Here is an 18119-nt window from a genome sequence, read left to right as displayed (position 1 = left end):
GATGGCTGCCGCAACCGATTGCGACGATGCATCCGGTCCTGATCCTGATCCCGGTCGTTGGCGCGGTCTTTGGGCCGCGCCTCTGGGCGCAAGCCTTGATGCGCCGCTACGACCAGGATGATTCCGACCTGCCCGAGGCGGCCGAGTTGGCGCGTGCCCTGCTCGATGGGCGCGGGCTCGAGCAGGTGCGGGTCGAGATCACGGACCTGGGCGCGCATTACGACCCCGTTGCCAGGGCAGTGCGGGTGCCGCGCGAGCGATTCCACCGCCAAAGCTTGACCGCGGCCGCAACCGTTGCACACGAGGTCGGACACGCGGCGCAGGACGCCGAAGGCTACTGGCCGTTCCGGCTGCATCTCGGGTTGGCACGCGTCGCCCGCGTCAGTGGCGAACTGGGGACCGCGTTGCTGCTCGCTGTGCCGGTCACAGCCCTGGCCGGGCAAGGGCCGCTGCCGTCGATGGTGGTCGGCAGCTCGGCTGCAGCGATGCTCGGCACCAGCCTGGCCGCGCAGATCGCGGCCCTGCCTTCGGAGCTCAATGCAAGTTTTGGGCGCGCGCTGCCGATGCTGGCGGCGGGGACCGTGCCGCAGCAGCGCCTCAGCCAGGCCCGCTGGCTGCTGCTGGCCTGCTCCACCACCTATCTCTCCGCATCGCTCAATCCGATGCTCCTGCTCTGGAGCTGGTTCGGTATCCCGATTCGCGCCCCATTGGCAGGGCTCGGCGCTGCGCCGGAGACGGCCGTCGGAACCCGCGTCGCGAGACGAAAGGTTGAGCACCAGGCAGAGGTTGCAGGCGGCGCCGAGCGGGTGCAACCCTGCCGTCAATCGTCAGGCGCCTATACCCCGGAGGATGCCCAAGAGGCGGTCGCTGCCCGAACCGGTTCGGGGCGCAATCTGAGCCTCAATCTGGAGCGCAATCTGGGGCGCGACCGGGAGCGCGACCGGGGACGCCCAAGATGGGTGATCGGCGTGCAGCATTACGCACGGCCGCTGGTCCGTGCCTGGCTCCGTTACCATGATCGCGTGGTCGGTTAACGGCAAACGGCGGTAGCCGCTTCACTGCGAAGTGTCATCGGCTAGGCAAAACAGCGCCGTTGTCACTAAGCTGTCATCTTGCAGACGCGCTGCAGCCGAGCGCGTTCGCCCGATTTGAGCCGCCGAGAGCAGAAGGGCCGGCCCTCACCGAAACGCGATGACCAGCAGGCGGATCGATGATGCCCAATGACGCGTCCAGCAATGCAGCCGGTTCTCAGACACCGGTCGGTGCTTCGGTTGTGGCGGTCCATACCCGCTGCCGCGGCCGCGCCCGTTTGGCAGTCCCGACCCTCTATCGGTCCGAGCATGCGAAGGCATTGCTGGAATCTTCGCTCGCGGCATTGAGCGGTGTGCAGTCGGTCCGCGCCAGCGTGATCACCGGCCGCGTGCTGATCCGCTTCAGCGATGCCCTGACCCTGGCTGATCTCTGTGAGTTCATCGCATCACTTCTCGACGCCCCCGCATCTCCTGAATCTCGGGCTCGGCCAACCTTTTCGGGGCTCGCTGAACATCGCTCGCGCGGCTGGCGACGCCTCAGCCGCGGCGCTCAAGTCGATGGCGGCGCACCACCCCGTAGACGGAAGCGTTCGCAGCCGTTGCTTTACAGTCGATCCGGGGGTCGATCCGGGGGTCGATCCGGGGCTGGCCTTCCGATCTCGGAGGCGCTCGACGGGATCGCGGGCCGTCTGCGCGCAATCAGTGCGCGCTGGAGCGCTTTGCCCAGCCTCGCAATGCTTGCTGGAAGCGCCCCCGCTGGACAGCCGCGCGAGCTCGCATCGCAACCGCTCAAGGCCTGGTTCGCGATGGATCTGGCCCAGGTCAGCGAGCATTTCGGCGGCACCAGCGAGCAGGGGCTGAGCCGTCGCGAGGCCGCCGAGCGCCTGCGCCGCTATGGCGAGAACAGCCTCATTGCCGCCGCCAAGCGCGGCGACATCGCGATCTTCATCGGCCAGTTCAACAGCCTGCCGGTCGGACTGCTGGGGGTCTCGGCGGTGGTCGCGGTGCTCACCGGCGGGCTCGTCGACGCCGCCGTGATCCTCGGCGTGGTGATGATCAACGGCGCAATCGGTTTCGTCACCGAACGCCAGGCCGAGCGCACCATCGCCTCGCTGACCCAGAGCGGCGTGCGCGAGGTCAAGGTGCTCCGCGACGGGGCGACCGCGACCCTGCCGGTCGAGCAGATCGTCCCGGGTGACGTCCTGTTGCTCGCGCCGGGGACCTATGTGGCCGCCGACATTCGGCTGCTGCGCGCGCATCGGCTGACCGTCGACGAATCCGCACTGACCGGCGAGAGCCTACCGGTCAAGAAGGATGATGCCTTCGTCGCCAAGGAGGACACGCCGCTCGGCGACCGTAAGAACATGGCCTACATGGGCACCCATGTCACCGGCGGCAGCGGGCGCGGGCTGGTGGTGGCGACCGCGGCGGCGACCGAACTCGGCCAGATCCAGACCATGGTCGGTGAGGCCGAGTCGCCGGAGACGCCGATGCAGAAGCAGCTCGGGCGCATGGGCACCCAGCTAGCGTTGCTCTCCGGCGGCGTCTGCGCCGGGGTGTTCGGGATCGGCGTGCTGCGCGGCTATGCCTGGCTGGAGATGCTCAAGGCGTCGGTCTCGCTCGCGGTCGCCGCGGTCCCGGAGGGGCTGCCGGCGGTCGCGACGACGACGCTCGCGATGGGCATCGGTGATATGCGCCAGCGCAACGTCGCGGTGCGCCATATCGACGCCGTGGAGACCCTGGGCTCGGTACAGGTCTTCTGCATGGACAAGACCGGCACCTTGACGATGAACCGGATGGCCGTGGTCGCGCTGTATGCTGGCGACAGGCCGCTGAAGGTCGCCGAGCAGCGCATCACCGACCCGGATGGCCAAGCGATCGATGCGCTGAGCCGCGACGAGCTGGTGCGGCTGATGCAGGTGGTCTCGCTCTGCAGCGAGACCGAGCTCAATGGCGTGCCCGGGAGCTGGGAGTATGAGGGCTCGCCGACCGAGAACGCGCTGGTCGAGCTGGCGGTGGGCTCGGGGATCGACGTCAAGGTCTTGCGCGAGGAACAACCCCGGCTCAAGACCCGCTATCGCGCCGAAGGGCGGCCGTACATGGTCAGTCTCCACCCGCGTCAGGACGACAAGCACCTGCTCGCGATCAAAGGCAGCCCGGACGAGGTGCTCGCGCTCTGCACCTGGCAGCTCAAGGACGGCCGGCGGGTCGCGTTGACCGACAAGGACCGCAACGCGATCAAGACCGCGAACCAGCGCATGGCCGGCAACGCGCTGCGTGTGCTGGCCGCGGCCTACAAGGAGATCGATACCGAAACGATCCCGGGCGAGCTCGATGAGCTGGTCTGGCTCGGGCTCGCCGGCATGGCCGACCCGATGCGCCCCGGGATGGATCAGCTGATCCGCGACTATCATGCCGCCGGGATCGAGACCATGATGATCACCGGCGACCAGAGCGCGACCGCGCATGCGATCGGCCGCCAGCTCGGGCTCTCGGGCGACAAGCCGCTGCAGGTACTGGAATCGAATAAGCTCGACGAGATGGATGCCGAGCTGCTCGCCGGCCTCGTGCGCAACACCCATGTCTTCGCGCGGGTCAGTCCGGCGCACAAGCTCAAGATCGTGCGCGCACTCCAGGAGGCCGGCCTGGTGGTCGCGATGACCGGCGACGGTATCAATGACGGCCCGGCGCTCAAGGCCGCCGACATCGGCGTCGCGATGGGCAAGACCGGCACCAACGTCGCGCGCGAGGTCTCCGATGTCGTGCTCGAGGACGACAACCTGCACACGATGACGATCGCGGTCGGGCAGGGGCGGACCCTCTACAGCAACATCCGCAAGATGATCCACTTCATGGTCTCGACCAACCTGACCGAGATCGAGGTGATGCTGGCCGGTGTGATCGTCGGCTGGGGCGAGGTCATGAATCCGATGCAGCTGCTCTGGATCAACCTGGTCACCGACATCTTCCCCGGCCTGGCCCTATCGATGGAGCCAGCGGAACCGGGCGTGATGCAACGGCCGCCGCGCGACCCAAGCGAGCCGATCATCTCGGGCCCGGATCTGCATCGGATGCTGTTCGAATCGGGCACCATCGGCGCCGGTACCATGGGCGCCTTCATCTACGGTGTACAGCAATACGGCCTCGGTCCAGCGCCGAGCACGCTGGCATTCAACACCCTGGTGCTGAACGAGCTCACCCATGCGCTGAGCTCGCGCAGCAAGTACCGCAACGTCTTCGGCGGCGAGAAGCTGGAACCGAACCGGCACCTGACCGCGGCGATCCTCGGCATGGCCGCGTTGCAAGTGGTGGTCAGCCTGGTACCGGGCGCTCGCCAGCTGCTCGGCACGACAGCGTTGGGATGGAAGGACCTAGCCGCCATCGGCGCCGGTGTCCTGCTACCGTTGATCGTCAACGAAGCCACCAAGCCCGGCTGGATACCCCCAGAGACCGGCAACGACCCGGACACGCCCCCAACATAGCGACCAAGGCAGCCAACCCGAACCAGCACCCTTCATCCTTCACCCTTCACCCTTCAAACTTCAAAAAGCCTGGTGCACGCATGAGCGACGATTTCATCTTTACCTCGGAGTCGGTGACGGCCGGGCATCCGGACAAGCTCTGTGACCAGGTCAGCGATGCGATCGTCGATCATGTGCTGACCCAGGACCCGAACGCAGGCATCAACGCCGAGTGCGCCGTCGCCAGCGGGGTGCTCTTCATCTCCGCGCACTATGCGACCGAGGCCGGGATCGCGATCACCGATATCGCTCGCGACCTGATCCGCGAGATCGGCTATCCGCGGGACGTGTTCGACGCCAATGCCTGCGCGATTATGACCAGCTTCATGGACCACACGGATCGGGATTACCGTCGGCTCGATCTGGACGCGATGGATGACGAGGCCCTCGGCCGGATCACGGTCAAGGATCAGGCGACGGTCTTCGGCTACGCCTGCGACCAGACCGAGCACCTGATGCCGCTGCCGGTGACACTGGCGCATCGCATCGCCAAGGCGTTGGACGGCGATAAGCTCAAGCGGGCGCTGCCCTATCTGCTGCCGGATGCGAAGACGCAGGTCGGGATCGAGTACGCCGACGGCGTGCCAACGCGCATTCATAGCATCGCGCTGGAGACCAGCCAGCACGACAGCGAGTCACCACAGCTCAAGCAACTGCAAACGGACCTGATGGAGCAGGTCTTACAGCCGGTGCTCGCCGACGCCCCGATCCAGCCCGATGGTGACACCCTGTTCTTCGTCAATCCGGATGGGCCGGTGATCGGCGGCGGACCCGCAGTGCACTCCGGGCTGACGGGCCGCAAGACGGGCATCGACACCTACGGCGAATACGCGCGCCACAGCGGAGCGGCGCTCAGCGGCAAGGACCCGCTGCGGGTCGACCGCGTCGGCGCCTATGCCGCCCGCTGGGCCGCGAAGAATGTAGTCGCGGCCGGGCTTGCCGGCGAATGCGAGGTCCAGCTTAGCTATTCGATTGGTGCCGCGGCACCGGTAAGCGTGCGCACGCGCACCTACGGCAGCGGCAAGATCGACGATGCCGAGATCGCGCGTCGCCTGATGCGGGTGTTCGATTTCCGCGTCGGCGCTATCGTGCGCGACCTACGCTTGCGTCATCTGCCCAGTGAGCGCAAGCGGGGCTTCTACCGGCGGCTCGCCTGCTGCGGGCATATGGGCCGGGTCGACCTCGAAGCGCCTTGGGAGGCGCTCAATCACCTCGAGGCCTTGCGCGACTGAGTCGCCCATGTCATTACACTGCGTCCAGTTTGGGATGTGCAATTTTGGCCGCGCCTGCTGCGGAAAAATGACGTTTCTGTCTCTGGACGCGGTTTAGTGCAAGACAGCGGAAATCCCGAGATCGATTGTCGTTGCCCGCAATGGTCGTGGGGTAGGAGCCCGCTTGCGGGCGATCTTCGTCGCCGTGAGCGCGGCCTGCTCGCCCGCAAGCGGGCTCCTACAGCGCTGAGAGCCAGATGGCACGAAAAGGGTCTCGGCATTTCTGACGCGATGCACTAGTGGATCGACACTCGATCAGGCGTCGTCGCATAGGTCAGGCCCTGAGCGACGTCGAATGGGCTCGCTGCGGTGCTATCCCCGCGCGCGGCTTTCTGGTCTAATCCGCGCCCATGGTCCGCCCCTTCTCGCTGTTCGTCGGTCTGCGCTACACCCGCGCGCGCCGGCGTAATCACTTCATCTCGTTCATCTCGCTGATCTCGATGCTCGGGATCATGCTCGGGATCACCGCGCTCATCGTCGTGCTGTCGGTGATGAACGGCTTCCATAAGGAGATCCAGGAGCGCATCCTCGGGATGGCCTCGCATGCAACCCTCTCGAACCCGAACGGGATCGAAGACTGGCCGGCGCTGATCGAGACGCTGAAGGGGCATCCGGAGGTGGTCGGCGCGGCCCCGTTCGTCGAGATCCAGGCGATGCTGATGCATGGCGGCCGCACCCATGCGGCATTGCTGCGCGGGATCGAGCCGGATCAGGAGGATGCAGTCTCGGACCTGCGCCAGGACATGATCGCCGGCTCGGTCGATGCGCTGACCCCAGGAAGCTTCCGGATCGTGCTCGGCCGCGAGCTCGCGGCGCTGCTCGGGGTCGGGCTCGGCGACAAGGTGACGGTCGTGACACCGCAGCTGAATGCGACCCCGGTCGGCGTGATGCCGCGGCTGAAGGCCTTCACCGTCTCCGGCCTGTTCGAGGTCGGGATGTCCGATTACGATCGCGGCGCCGGGTTTATGCCGATGGCGGATGCCGCACGGCTGATGCGCCTCGGGGAGGCCGCCGAAGGTGTCCGGCTCAAGCTGACCGATATGTGGGATGCGCCCCAGGTCGCGCGCGAGATCCGATATTCCCTCGACGGGCTCTATCAGGTCTCGGATTGGACCCAGGTGCACCGCAACTTCTTCGCCGCGCTGCGCACCGAGAAGCGGATGATGGCGATCATCCTGTTCCTGATCGTCGCGGTCGCGGCCTTCAACATCGTCTCGACCCTGGTGATGGTGGTGACCGACAAGCGCGCCGATATCGCGGTGCTGCGCACACTCGGGGCCTCGCCGCGTCGGATCATGGCGATCTTCATGGTCCAGGGCACCGCGATCGGCGTCTTCGGCACCTTGCTCGGGGTGGTCGGCGGGGTGCTGCTCGGCTGGAACGTCGAATCGATCGTGGCCAGCATCGAGGGCCTGTTCGGCGTCCAGTTCCTGGACCCGACCATCTATTACATCAGCGCGCTGCCGTCCGACGTCCAGGCATCGGACGTCATCCGGATCGCCCTCGGCGCCTTTGCGATGACCGTCGCTGCCACCCTGTATCCGGCTTGGCGCGCGGCCCGCACCGATCCAGCCGAGGCCCTGCGCTATGAGTGAGACGACTGAACGCAGCAGGGATACCGGGCCAGTAGCGGAGCCTGCCAAAGAGCACGTGCTCGAGGCCCGTGCGATCACCAAACGCTTTCGTCAGGGACCGCTCGATGTCGAGGTCCTGCGCGGCGTCGATCTCGTGATCCCTCACGGCCAACGGATCGCGATCATCGGCGCGTCCGGGTCGGGCAAGAGCACCTTGCTGCACTGCCTTGGCGGTCTGGAGCAGCCGAGCTCGGGTCAGGTCTTCTGGTCTGGCCGGGCGGCAATGCAGCTTTCGGAGCGTGCGCGCGGCGATCTGCGCAACCGCCATCTCGGGTTCGTCTACCAGTTCCATCATCTGCTGCCCGAGTTCACCGCGCGCGAGAACGTCGCGATGCCGTTGTTGATCCGCGGCCTCGTGCCCGCGCTGGCAAGTGAGGAGGCCAATGCGATGCTGGAGCGCGTCGGGCTCGGCCATCGGGGCGCGCACAAACCGGCCGAGCTCTCAGGGGGCGAGCGTCAGCGGGCGGCGATCGCTCGGGCCTTGGTGACCCGACCCGCCTGCGTGCTGGCCGATGAGCCGACCGGCAATCTCGACCGGCATACGGCGGAGTCGGTGTTCGAGCTGATGCTGGCCCTCAACGCCGAGATCGGCACCAGCATCGTCATCGTCACACACGACCCGGTCCTCGCTGCCCGCACCAGTCAGACCTGGCGATTGGAGGAGGGGCGGCTGGTCGAGGTCGACGCGGCGTAGCACGCCCGCCGACGTCGGATCTCGCGGAGGATGCGCCAGCGCCAGAGCGCCTCGACGATGAGCCAGCCGAGCGCGCCCGCGATCGTTGCGCAGAGCGACCAAAGCGACCAGAGCGACCAGGTGCGAGGCGCGGACTCGGCGCCGCTTGCAGTGATCGGCCTTGGCTTCGCAATCGGCGTCGGCGTCTATTTCCTGCAATCGCAGCCGGCCCCGGCCGCCGCCATTGCGCTGCTATTGCTGTTGGCGGGCATCGGACTGGTATCGCGGCGCATCGCCTGGGCGCTCGCCGCCTTAGTGATCGGTTTTTGCTGGGCTCACCTTTGGGTCTGCGGGCTGCTGTGTCAGCCGTTTCCGCCGGCACTCGCCAAGCAGGATGTCGTTCTGACCGGGCGCATTGCGTCGCTGCCGGACGCGAATGCAGCGCGAACGCGTTTCCTCTTCGATGTGAACCATCTGAGGCACCAGGGCCATCCCGTCGATTTTCGAGGCCGCGTGCGGTTGTCTTGGTATCGCGGGGCACCGCCGCTCGAGGCCGGAGAGCAGTGGCGCTTGACGGCCCGGCTGAAACCGCGGCACGGCTTCGTCAATCCCGGCGGTTTCGATTATGAGCGCTGGCTGTTTCGGCATCAGGTCCAGGCTACCGGCTATGTCCGCAGCGACGAGGGCAATGCCCGCTTGGCGAGCCGGCCCGGCCGCTATTGGCTCGACCGTTGGCGCCAGGCATTGCGCGAGCGTCTGCAGCAGGGCCTGCCGGATGGCGTCGGCGCAGCACTGGTGCCGGCCTTGGTGATCGGCGATCGAGGGAAGCTGACACCGGCCCAGTGGGCCGTGTTCTCGCGCACCGGGACCTCCCATCTGATCGCGATCTCCGGTCTGCACGTCGGCCTGATCTCGGGGTTCATCTTCCTACTGGTGCGTCGCGTCTGGACCTGGCTCCCCGGTCTGACGCTGCGCGTCGCAGCACCCCGTGCCGGCGCGTTGGCGGCGCTGGCTGCCGCGCTCGGCTATGCCGCGCTGGCGGGCTTTGCGATATCGACCCAGCGCGCCTTGGTGATGCTGGCAGTGGTCCTGTTAGCGGTCATCATGAGCCGAACGCTCCGTCCTTGGAATGCATTGCTGCTGGCGCTCGCGGCCGTGCTGCTGATCGATCCGGCAGCAGTGCTCGACTACGGCTTCTGGCTCTCGTTCGGCGCCGTCGCGGCACTGCTCTATGCGCTGGGTGGTCGGCTCGGTCCGCCAGGCCTGATCGCCCGTTGGGGCGCTGCCCAATGGGCCGTCGCGCTCGGTCTGTTGCCGATGCTGATCGCATTCTTTGGTCGCGCCTCGCTGATCGCCCCGCTGGTGAATCTGATCGCGGTGCCTCTGTTCGGGCTGTTGCTTCCGATCATCCTGCTCTCGGCGCTGCTGTTGCTGGTGTCTGGCTGGACTGGACCGCTTGCGGTCGTGGACTGGCTGTTGAGCCAGGGCTACGCCGGCCTGACCTGGGCTGCGGATCGGCCTTGGGCGGCAGCCTCTTTGGGTTCAAGGCCGGGCTGGGTCTGGCTGCTCGCCGCGCTGGCTAGCCTGCTGCTGTTGGCGCCGCGCGGGATACCGGGCCGGTGGCTTGGCGTGCCGCTGCTCCTGCCGCTCTGGCTGGTTCGTCCTCCAACACCACCGCAGGGCGCACTCGAGGTCACGCTGCTCGATGTCGGGCAAGGGCTTGCCGGCGTTCTGCGCACGCGCCAGCATTGCTTGGTCTATGACGCCGGCCCACGTTTCCCGAGCGGTTTCAATACGGGAGAAGCGGTGGTGGCACCCTATCTGCGACATCAAGGGATCGACAGGGTCGACATCCTGCTGATCTCGCATGCCGATCAGGATCATGCCGGCGGGATGCAGGGGCTGCTGCGGTCGGTCCCCGCCCGACAGGTCCTGAGCGGCGAGCCGGACGAGCTCGAGGGCGCACCGATCGAGCCTTGCCGGACCGGCCAACGCTGGCATTGGGATGGCGTCGAGTTCGCGATCCTGCATCCCTCCGGTCAAGTCGAGTCGGGCAACGACAGCTCCTGCGTACTGCAGGTGACGTTGGGCGAGACGAGTCTGCTCTGGCCAGGGGATGCCGAGGCCGCGGTGGAGCAGCAGCTGGTGCGCAAGTACGGACCCGACCTCCAGAGCGAGCTCCTGATTGCGGCGCATCACGGCAGCGCGAGCTCGTCGACAGCGCCATTCCTGTCGGCGGTGTCGCCGAGCTGGGTACTGTTCTCGATGGGATGGCTGAACCGTTTCGGTTTCCCTGCTCAGACCGTGCGCGAGCGTGTCACCGAGCTCGGTGCCCGAACCCTGGACACGGCGAGCTCTGGAGCGATCGCGTTCCAGATCGACCCCGATGGCCGGATCGGCGCTCCGCGTCGGCACCGCAGTGTCGCCGATCGGCTCTGGCGCCATCACCCCGAGCCGGCCAAGGCGGCGGTGGCCCGGCCGGCGGAATGACAACACCTGTACAGCGTAGGGGTTTCGCGGTGCGCTATCATGGCTGCCGCTATGCAGCCGCGCTTAGACCCGACTGTGCTCGGATCAAGGCCGGACTGGCCGTGCATAAAACCTGTGCTTGCTGTTGAGGTGATTCCTGCGTGCTCGATCTGTTGAAGGCTGGTGGCTGGCTGATGGTGCCGATCCTGCTGTGCTCGGTCGCGGCATTGGCGATCGTCATCGAGCGCAGCTGGGCGCTTCGGCGCAAGCGGATCATGCCGGACGGACTGGTGACGCAGATCTGGCAGTTGCAGCGTCGCAACCAGCTCGATGACGCGCAGATCGACGCGATCCGCCGAGGCTCCGCGCTGGGACGCATGCTCGCCGCCGGGCTCGTTAACCGCAATCATTCACGCGAGATTATGAAGGAGGCGATCCAGGATACCGGCCGCCATGTCGTCTCCGGAATGGAACGCTATCTGAGCACGCTCGGCACCATCGCCGCAGTCACACCGCTGCTCGGCCTGCTGGGAACCGTGATCGGGATGATCGAGGTGTTCTCGGTGATCATGGAGGCCGGTGTCGGTGATCCCGGTATCCTCGCTGGCGGCATCTCCCAGGCATTGATCACGACCGCGGCCGGGCTGTCGGTGGCGATCCCAACGCTGATGTTCCACCGCTATTTCCTCAGCCGGGTCGAGAAGCTCGTGATCGGGATGGAAGAGCAGGCGCTGCGCTTGATCGAGGTCATGCAGGGCGAGCGTGAGGCCGATGCCGGAGAGGTGCCTTGAACCTCCGCCCGCATCGCCCCGAAGCGCCCGAGATCAATCTGGCACCCTTGATCGACGTCGTCTTCCTGCTGCTGATCTTCTTCATGGTGTCGACGACCTTTCGCGACGACGGACGTCTGCGACTGCAGCTCCCCGAGGCCGACACCGAAGCCGTCCCCGCCGATGAGATCGAGCTGGTCGAGGTCGTGATCGACCGTCACGGCCGCTACGATGTCGCGGGCCGGCCCGTTGCGAGCGGCGAGGTCGAGGCCCTGAGGCAGGCGCTGGTCGACGCACTGGGGGCGCAGCGCGATCTGCCGGTGCTCATCAAGGCCGATGCCCAGGCCCGGCATCAGGCGGTGATGTCGGTGCTCGATGCCTCAGCGCAGCTGGGGCTGACGCGGGTCGCGTTCGCGGCCACGCAGGTGGATCGTGCCGCCGCCAACGTCGTGTCGGGGCGTGCGCGGCCAGATGCCATGACGGACCAAGGTGCTGCCGGACAGGGAATGGCTGACCAAGAGGAGGGAACGGCCGGCCGGGCGGGAAGCCGCGCCAGCGCCGAGCCGGTCAGCGTGGACCGAGAGGATGAGACCGAGAGCAGCGCTGCCGCCCCGGGGCGCGCCGAATGACTTCGGCCACCGGGTTGGGCGCGGCCGTCACTGCGTCGGGTGAATCCTCCGCTCGGACGATCTATCGCCGGCTTCTCGGCTACGTCAGACCCTATTGGAAGATGTTCGCGATCGCGATCGCCGGCATGCTGGTCTTCGGCCTGACCGAGCCCCTGTTCGCAGCGATGATCAAGCCGTTGCTCGACGGCAGCTTCGTCGAGCGCGATCCGGATGTGGTCCGACTGATGCCGTTCCTGTTGGTCGGCATCTTCCTGGTCCGGGGTGTAGCCGGGTTCGTCAACACCTATTGCCTGAAGTGGGTCGGACGGCGGGTGGTCGCCGATCTGCGGCAACAGATGTTCGAGCACCTGCTGCGTGCGCCGGCACGCTACTACGACCGCAGCGGCTCGGGTCAGATCATCGCGAAGTTCACCTACAACGTCGAGAACGTCGCGGCCGCCTCGACCTCGGCACTGACGACGCTGGTGCGCGACGGCTTCACCGCGGTCGCGCTGATCGGCTACATGCTCTACATCGACGCGATGCTCTCGGCGATCTTCCTGCTGGTGGCGCCGGCGATGGCCATCGCGATCAAGTACGCCACCAAGCGCTTCCGGCATTACGGCAAGCGCGTCCAGGAGCGGATGGGCTCGCTGTCCCATGCCGCGCAAGAGGTGATCGAGGCGCACCGGGTAGTCAAGGCGTTCGGCGGCGAGGACTATGAGATCCAGCGCTTCGCCGCCGTCAATGAGAAAACGCGCTCGCTGCAGATGAAGATCGTCGCGACCGATTCGATCAGCGTGCCGTTGGTGCAGCTGATCGCCGCGATCGCGATCAGCGTCATCGTCTACCTGTCGACGCTGCAGGGTCTGCGCGAGGACATCACTGTCGGCACCTTCATGTCCTTCATCGTCGCGATGGGACTGCTGCTGCCACCGGTGAAGCGGCTCACGGCGGTCAATTCGCATCTGCAGCGCGGCATCGTCGCGGCCGATAGTCTGTTCGAGCTGATCGATAGCGAGATCGAGACCGATACCGGCCATCGCCGCCTGACGCGGGCCGAGGGCCGGGTCGAGTACCGCCAGGTGACCCACGTCTATGATCCGGAGAAGGGCGCCGTACTCCGTGACCTGAGCCTGGCTATCGAGCCGGGGCGCAGCGTCGCCTTGGTCGGGCGCTCGGGCAGCGGCAAGTCGACCATCGCCAGCCTGCTGCCGCGCTTCTATGACCCGACCGAAGGGGCGGTGCTGATCGACCGGATCGATGTGCGCGAGCTGACCCTGGCGAGTCTGCGCGCGCAGATCTCGCTGGTCACGCAGGACGTGGTGCTGTTCAACGATACCGTGGCCAACAACATCGCCTATGGGATGAAGGGGGCTGTGTCGCGCGCCGAGATCGAGCGCGTCGCCGAGGCCGCCCATGCGGCGGATTTCATCGAGGCACTACCGCGCGGGCTAGATACCTTGGTCGGCGACCGCGGCGTGCTGCTCTCCGGCGGTCAGCGCCAGCGCCTCGCCATTGCGCGCGCGATGCTCAAGGATGCACCGATCCTTGTGCTGGATGAGGCGACCTCGGCGCTCGATACCGAGGCCGAGCGGCACATCCAGGCCGCACTGGCCGCGCTGATGCGGGATCGCACCACGCTGGTGATCGCGCATCGGCTGTCAACGATCGAGCATACCGATACGATCCTCGTGCTCGACGCCGGAGCCATCGTCGAGCGCGGCACGCACGCCGAGCTGATCGCCCGCGGCGGATACTACGCTCGGTTGCATCGGCTGCAGTTCGCCGAGCCCGGTGTCGAGCCCAGTGTTGAACCCGGTGTTGCTCCCGGCGTCCAGCCGGGTGTCGAGCCCAGGGTGGACCCCAGGATGGGCCCAGGTACCTAACCAGGCTAAGAAGTCCTATCGTCACCCGCCCTGGTTTGCGGACAGGCTGAGCCCATCGGTGCTGACTGTTCCGGCGCTTTCAGTCCGGCGCTCTCAGTCCGGCGATAAGGCGGAATGGCTATAACAGAATGCCCTCTTCGGCTCGAAAATTCAGCAGCTTGTGTAGACTAGGCGGGCATTTTGATAGGGCGTGTAAGGACCATGGCAGCGCGTCGCAGCGAAGCACGACGGGCACGCAGCCGCCTCTAAACGGTGACCCCTTGGCGCAGCCCCAATGGCGGCTGCGGCTCGAACCGGAGCGAATCTGGTATCAGGGGCATTGGCTCGGGCCGGTGCTGGCGCCGCTCGCTTGGCTCTATTGCCGCATCGCGGCGTTGCGCCGACGGGCCTATCAACAGGGCTGGCTCAGGTCTTTCTCGGTCTCGGTGCCGGTGATCGTGGTTGGTAACCTGACCGTCGGCGGCACTGGCAAGACGCCACTGGTGCTCTGGATGGCCGAATACCTGTCCGGCCGGGGCTACCGCCCCGGCATCGCACTGCGCGGTTATCGGGCCCAGCGCTCGGTTGCAGAAGGGCCCCAACAGGTTGCGCCGGATGCCGATCCGCTCCGCTTCGGGGACGAGGCGGTGCTGCTCGCCAAGAGGTCGCATTGCCCGGTCGTGGCCGGTCGGGACCGAGTGGCCGCCGCCAAGGTGCTCGCCGATCAGTGCGGCTGCGACCTGGTGCTGACCGATGACGGCCTACAACACTACAGACTTCGCCGGCAGCTCGAGATCCTGGTGCTCGACGGTGAGCGACGCCTCGGCAACGGGCGCTGTCTGCCTGCCGGCCCGCTGCGCGAGCCGCAAGAGCGTCTCGCCACGGCCGATCTGGTCGTCGTCAACGGCGATGCGAACGACGGCCATCACATCAGCCTCGCGCCGGGCGCAGCAGTCAACCTACAGGATTCGAGCCTGCAACGACCATTGCGCAGTTTTGCCGATGAAACGCTGACAGCCGTTGCCGGTATCGGTCATCCCCAGCGGTTCTTTCGGATGCTGGAAGACCTTGGGTTGTCGGTGAGGCCGATTGCCTATCCGGACCATCATGCATTTCGTGCCAGCGACCTAGAGCACTGGCCGCCTGGTCCGGTGCTGATGACCGAGAAGGACGCCGTCAAATGCCAGCGATTCGCGAGGCCCGAACACTGGTTCGTTCCCGTCACGGCGGTGCCAAGTGCGACCTTCGTCGCCGCACTCGATCGGGCGCTGGCGGGCATCAAGCGGTCTGACGCGGCCAAGCCCCGATAGACGCGCCGCTTGGCGAAGCTGGAGAAAAACAATCGAAACAGGCTGGTAAGCTCTTTTGCAAACAGCCTGCAACTGGGCCGACGGCGATGTAAGCGGTGGTGGAAAAGATGAACGATGAATCCTTTTCAGTGGTGATTCCGGCGCGCTACGGCGCAAGCCGGCTTCCGGGCAAGCCCTTGATCGAGATCGCCGGACGACCCTTGATTGCTTGGGTCTGGGAGCGTGCGCAGGCCAGTGCAGCGGACGAGGTACTGGTAGCGACCGATGACGAGCGCATCGTCGCGGCATGCGAAGAGATCGGCGCACAGGCGGTCATGACGCGTTCGGATCATGCCAGCGGCTCTGAGCGCATTGCCGAGGTCGCCACGGCGCGCGGCTGGCCGGAGGATCGTATCGTGGTCAACCTGCAAGGCGACGAGCCCGGCATCTCACCGGCTCTGCTCGATCAGGTCGCCGAGGGGCTCGCCGCCCACACCGATGCCGGTGTCGCGACACTCGCTTGTCGGATTGATGACATCGAATCATTATTCGACCCGCACCTGGTCAAGTTGGTGACGGATCAAGACGGCTATGCGCTCTATTTCTCGCGTGCACCGATCCCTTGGCATCGGGACGAATTCTTGCACGACCGCGGCAGCTTGCCAGCGAAGGCGACCTTCCTGCGCCATATCGGACTTTACGCCTATCGCGTCGGATTTCTCGCACACTACGTCAGCTGGCCGCCAGCGCCACTGGAGCAGGCCGAATCGCTGGAACAACTGCGTGTGCTTTGGCACGGTGGGCGGATTCATGTCTCGATTGCTGCCGAACGCCCGGGGCCTGGGGTCGACACGCTGGAGGATGTCCGGCAGGTCGCGCGTTGGCTTGCGCAGCATCCGGCATCAGCCCCTGGCTAGCGTCTATTTGCCGCCTCGAGACTGTCGAGAAGGTGCATCAGCTCTTCGGTAAACTCGCCGTCTCGCCCCTGGATCGGCACCTCGATATGCTCGTTGGCACGAGCGACCGCTTGACCGAACTGGTCGGTCTGGATCGGTGGAAGCGAATCGAACGCCTCAAGAACCAGTTGCCCGGGTCCATTGTCTGTTTCCGGCAGGACCTCCACGATCCGGCAGTCACGCCCAAAGTAGTAGCAGTCGCGACCGATCAGGGCGCGCAGACGTTCGATGAAAGGGTCATCGGTCATCAGTAGTCGATCTCGTGCAGCACAGCGGGTCTCGGTGGCTTGGACGGAGAGGGCACGGCTGGCAGCAGAAGCCGGCAGCAGAACAGGGCTCGAGCCGCTCGACGACAAGAGACCGTCCCCCTGGGCTGTAGATGGGGTCCCTTGTCCCGCGAGTCGAGCCAAGGCGCATCACAGACGCCCATCGACAGATCGGCCCGAAAGAAGGGACCAGAAAGAAGGGACAGGCACAAGATGGGCAGGCAAAAAAATGCCCCGCGAGAGCGCGGGGCAATTCACCACTGAGGAGGTCAGAGGACGGAAATGGCAGAGAGGGAGGTTTCCGCCTCAGTAACACTCATGCAGATTCGATGCCAACATGGCGTCTGCTTCGCTCAATAGGCCCGGCATCGCGGGAATCGGGCTTCATCAACCGCAAAGGACCGCAAAACCTGATTGTGAATGCGGGATCAAAGGGGCGCGAGTGAATCGAATTTGTACGGCAGCGCATCCGATTGCACCGAAGCGGTGCACCCTCGGACACGACGAATCCGTTCTTGGCCACCTGGCTGGTTGCCAACAGCGGTACCGACGCGACCATCAAACAACGATTGGTCAGGCGAGCAGATGAGGCGATATCCTGGACTTGCGGTCTTGCTGCTCTCCAGCAGCCTGTTGGCAGACGTTCATCCGCTGCGGGCCGCGGGACAAGGCGATCCAGCAGCTGCCGGGGCGCATCAGAGACGCGATGCCGCAAGGGGCTGGCTGACACTCGAGGGCGACCAACGCGCTTATCGCGATCGGGTCGGACCGCTTGGACTCACGCATCAGCGGCAGCTCGAGACCATTGAGCGCTCGCAGCAGCTCGACCTACGCGCCGTGCAGCAGCGCACCGGACGCCAGATCGAGCGCGCCGAGCGCGTACAACGCCTTGCCCCGGGCAGCAATCTAGGCGCGCCACAGATCCCGATGCGTGATGCGGCAGCGGATATCCGGCGTCGGATCGAGCGGCACCGTTACAACATCCGCAGCCAGCAAGGTTGGCGGCCTTTTCACCGTCGTTGAGGGCGCTCATTGGGCTCGCAACCAATGCGACCTGTAGAAGGTTGCATGATTTGCGAAGCGGTCAACCGCCGTTTCTAGGTTGAAACAAGACCCGAGGCGGGCTGGTTTGCCACGGCGCATCGAAACCGCAACAAGGCCATCAGCCGACTGGAATCAAACTTGGAACCAAACGAGGACAACGAACGCATGCAAGAGCCGTTTATCAGATCGGGCACACCGCGGGTGCGGGTGCTCTTCGTCTGCATGGGGAATATCTGCCGATCTCCGACCGCACAGGGGGTCTTCACCAAGCTCGTGATGGAGGAGGGGCTGGCCCACCTGATCGAGATCGACTCGGCTGGGACCCATGCCTATCACGTCGGCGAGCCACCTGACCCGCGGGCGCGCCAGACCGCACAGCGGCGCGGTATCGATCTCTCGATCCAACGGGCGCGGCGGGCCATCGCCGAGGACTTCGAGCTGTACGATTATGTCCTGGCGATGGATGAGGACAACCACCGCTTCTTATCTGAGCTCTGTCCACCCGGATTTGAGACGAGGCTCCGATTGTTCATGGACTATGCACCGCACTTGGAGCACCGGGAGGTGCCCGATCCCTACTATGGCGGCGCCAATGGGTTTGAAGCCGTGTTCGATATGGTGGATGAGGCAGCGCGAGGTCTGCTGGAAGCGATCAGGCGGGAGCACCTCAAGCGCTGAGCCGGCTTAAGGCGATTGCCGGAAAAGCTCGTACCGAATTG

Annotated in this window: 14 protein-coding genes; 13 read left to right on the top strand and 1 reads right to left on the bottom strand. The window is 65.8% G+C overall.

All coding sequences use genetic code 11. The features are described from left to right. Window positions 1–26: 26 nt before the first annotated feature. From CKO40_RS18175 to kdsB, 11 genes are all read left to right on the top strand, one after another. Entirely contained in the window at window positions 27–1034 is a 1008-nt protein-coding gene (locus CKO40_RS18175) for a zinc metallopeptidase (RefSeq protein ID WP_200347866.1), read from the top strand. A gap of 179 nt (window positions 1035–1213) precedes the next feature. After that, window positions 1214–4513, top strand: a complete 3300-nt coding sequence (locus CKO40_RS18170) for a cation-translocating P-type ATPase (protein WP_200347865.1) — start codon at window positions 1214–1216, stop codon at window positions 4511–4513. Window positions 4514–4593: 80 nt separating this feature from the next. Beyond that, window positions 4594–5784: a methionine adenosyltransferase gene (metK, locus tag CKO40_RS18165; protein ID WP_200347864.1), complete on the top strand. Its 1191-nt coding sequence runs from the start codon at window positions 4594–4596 to the stop codon at window positions 5782–5784. 389 nt (window positions 5785–6173) lie between these two features. Next, complete coding sequence (locus CKO40_RS18160) at window positions 6174–7418, top strand: lipoprotein-releasing ABC transporter permease subunit (protein ID WP_200347863.1); 1245 nt, start codon at window positions 6174–6176, stop codon at window positions 7416–7418. Beyond that, window positions 7411–8151, top strand: coding sequence for an ABC transporter ATP-binding protein (locus CKO40_RS18155; protein WP_200347862.1), 741 nt, complete (start codon window positions 7411–7413; stop codon window positions 8149–8151). The genes CKO40_RS18160 and CKO40_RS18155 overlap by 8 nt, the downstream gene beginning before the upstream one ends. A gap of 57 nt (window positions 8152–8208) precedes the next feature. Continuing rightward, window positions 8209–10620 carry a DNA internalization-related competence protein ComEC/Rec2 gene (locus CKO40_RS18150; RefSeq protein ID WP_200347861.1) on the top strand — a complete coding sequence of 804 codons (2412 nt, stop codon included), beginning with the start codon at window positions 8209–8211 and terminating at the stop codon, window positions 10618–10620. Between the two features lie 140 nt (window positions 10621–10760). Beyond that, window positions 10761–11390 (top strand): MotA/TolQ/ExbB proton channel family protein, encoded by a 630-nt coding sequence (locus tag CKO40_RS18145; protein WP_200347860.1) that lies wholly within the window; start codon window positions 10761–10763, stop codon window positions 11388–11390. Then, on the top strand, window positions 11387–11998 hold the full coding sequence (locus CKO40_RS18140; protein WP_200347859.1) for a biopolymer transporter ExbD: 612 nt from the start codon (window positions 11387–11389) through the stop codon (window positions 11996–11998). The genes CKO40_RS18145 and CKO40_RS18140 overlap by 4 nt, the downstream gene beginning before the upstream one ends. After that, window positions 11995–13866 (top strand): lipid A export permease/ATP-binding protein MsbA, encoded by a 1872-nt coding sequence (gene msbA / locus CKO40_RS18135; RefSeq protein ID WP_200347858.1) that lies wholly within the window; start codon window positions 11995–11997, stop codon window positions 13864–13866. Before CKO40_RS18140 ends, msbA begins: the two co-directional genes overlap by 4 nt. Before the next feature lie 260 nt (window positions 13867–14126). Then, window positions 14127–15155 carry a tetraacyldisaccharide 4'-kinase gene (gene lpxK, locus CKO40_RS18130; RefSeq protein ID WP_200347857.1) on the top strand — a complete coding sequence of 343 codons (1029 nt, stop codon included), beginning with the start codon at window positions 14127–14129 and terminating at the stop codon, window positions 15153–15155. Window positions 15156–15262: 107 nt separating this feature from the next. Continuing rightward, a complete protein-coding gene (kdsB, locus tag CKO40_RS18125) occupies window positions 15263–16051 on the top strand; it encodes a 3-deoxy-manno-octulosonate cytidylyltransferase (RefSeq protein WP_200347856.1) in 789 nt (262 codons plus the stop codon). Here the strand turns inward: kdsB and CKO40_RS18120 are convergent. Next, window positions 16048–16338, bottom strand: coding sequence for a hypothetical protein (locus CKO40_RS18120; protein WP_200347855.1), 291 nt, complete (start codon window positions 16336–16338; stop codon window positions 16048–16050). The two genes, kdsB and CKO40_RS18120, sit on opposite strands and share 4 nt — an antisense overlap. 603 nt (window positions 16339–16941) lie before the next feature. On the opposite strand from CKO40_RS18120, the gene CKO40_RS18115 reads away from it, so the two are divergent. Next, window positions 16942–17379 carry a hypothetical protein gene (locus CKO40_RS18115; protein ID WP_200347854.1) on the top strand — a complete coding sequence of 146 codons (438 nt, stop codon included), beginning with the start codon at window positions 16942–16944 and terminating at the stop codon, window positions 17377–17379. A 186-nt stretch (window positions 17380–17565) separates the two neighbouring features. Beyond that, a complete protein-coding gene (locus tag CKO40_RS18110; RefSeq protein ID WP_242477157.1) occupies window positions 17566–18078 on the top strand; it encodes a low molecular weight protein-tyrosine-phosphatase in 513 nt (170 codons plus the stop codon). Window positions 18079–18119: the final 41 nt, after the last annotated feature.

The sequence above is a fragment of the Halochromatium glycolicum genome (assembly GCF_016584085.1).
Taxonomy (GTDB): domain Bacteria; phylum Pseudomonadota; class Gammaproteobacteria; order Chromatiales; family Chromatiaceae; genus Lamprobacter; species Lamprobacter glycolicus.
The sequence above is the reverse complement of the archived record's forward strand: the minus strand, read 5'-3'. Positions and strand labels throughout refer to the sequence as shown.

Coding starts and splice junctions, on each gene's coding strand:
- metK (WP_200347864.1), top strand. CDS start 4,594: ATGAGCGACGATTTCATCTTTACCTCGGAGTCGGTGACGGCCGGGCAT.
- CKO40_RS18160 (WP_200347863.1), top strand. CDS start 6,174: ATGGTCCGCCCCTTCTCGCTGTTCGTCGGTCTGCGCTACACCCGCGCG.
- CKO40_RS18170 (WP_200347865.1), top strand. CDS start 1,214: ATGCCCAATGACGCGTCCAGCAATGCAGCCGGTTCTCAGACACCGGTC.
- CKO40_RS18110 (WP_242477157.1), top strand. CDS start 17,566: ATGCAAGAGCCGTTTATCAGATCGGGCACACCGCGGGTGCGGGTGCTC.
- kdsB (WP_200347856.1), top strand. CDS start 15,263: ATGAACGATGAATCCTTTTCAGTGGTGATTCCGGCGCGCTACGGCGCA.
- CKO40_RS18120 (WP_200347855.1), bottom strand. CDS start 16,338: ATGACCGATGACCCTTTCATCGAACGTCTGCGCGCCCTGATCGGTCGC.
- msbA (WP_200347858.1), top strand. CDS start 11,995: ATGACTTCGGCCACCGGGTTGGGCGCGGCCGTCACTGCGTCGGGTGAA.
- CKO40_RS18115 (WP_200347854.1), top strand. CDS start 16,942: ATGAGGCGATATCCTGGACTTGCGGTCTTGCTGCTCTCCAGCAGCCTG.
- CKO40_RS18150 (WP_200347861.1), top strand. CDS start 8,209: ATGAGCCAGCCGAGCGCGCCCGCGATCGTTGCGCAGAGCGACCAAAGC.
- CKO40_RS18175 (WP_200347866.1), top strand. CDS start 27: ATGCATCCGGTCCTGATCCTGATCCCGGTCGTTGGCGCGGTCTTTGGG.
- CKO40_RS18155 (WP_200347862.1), top strand. CDS start 7,411: ATGAGTGAGACGACTGAACGCAGCAGGGATACCGGGCCAGTAGCGGAG.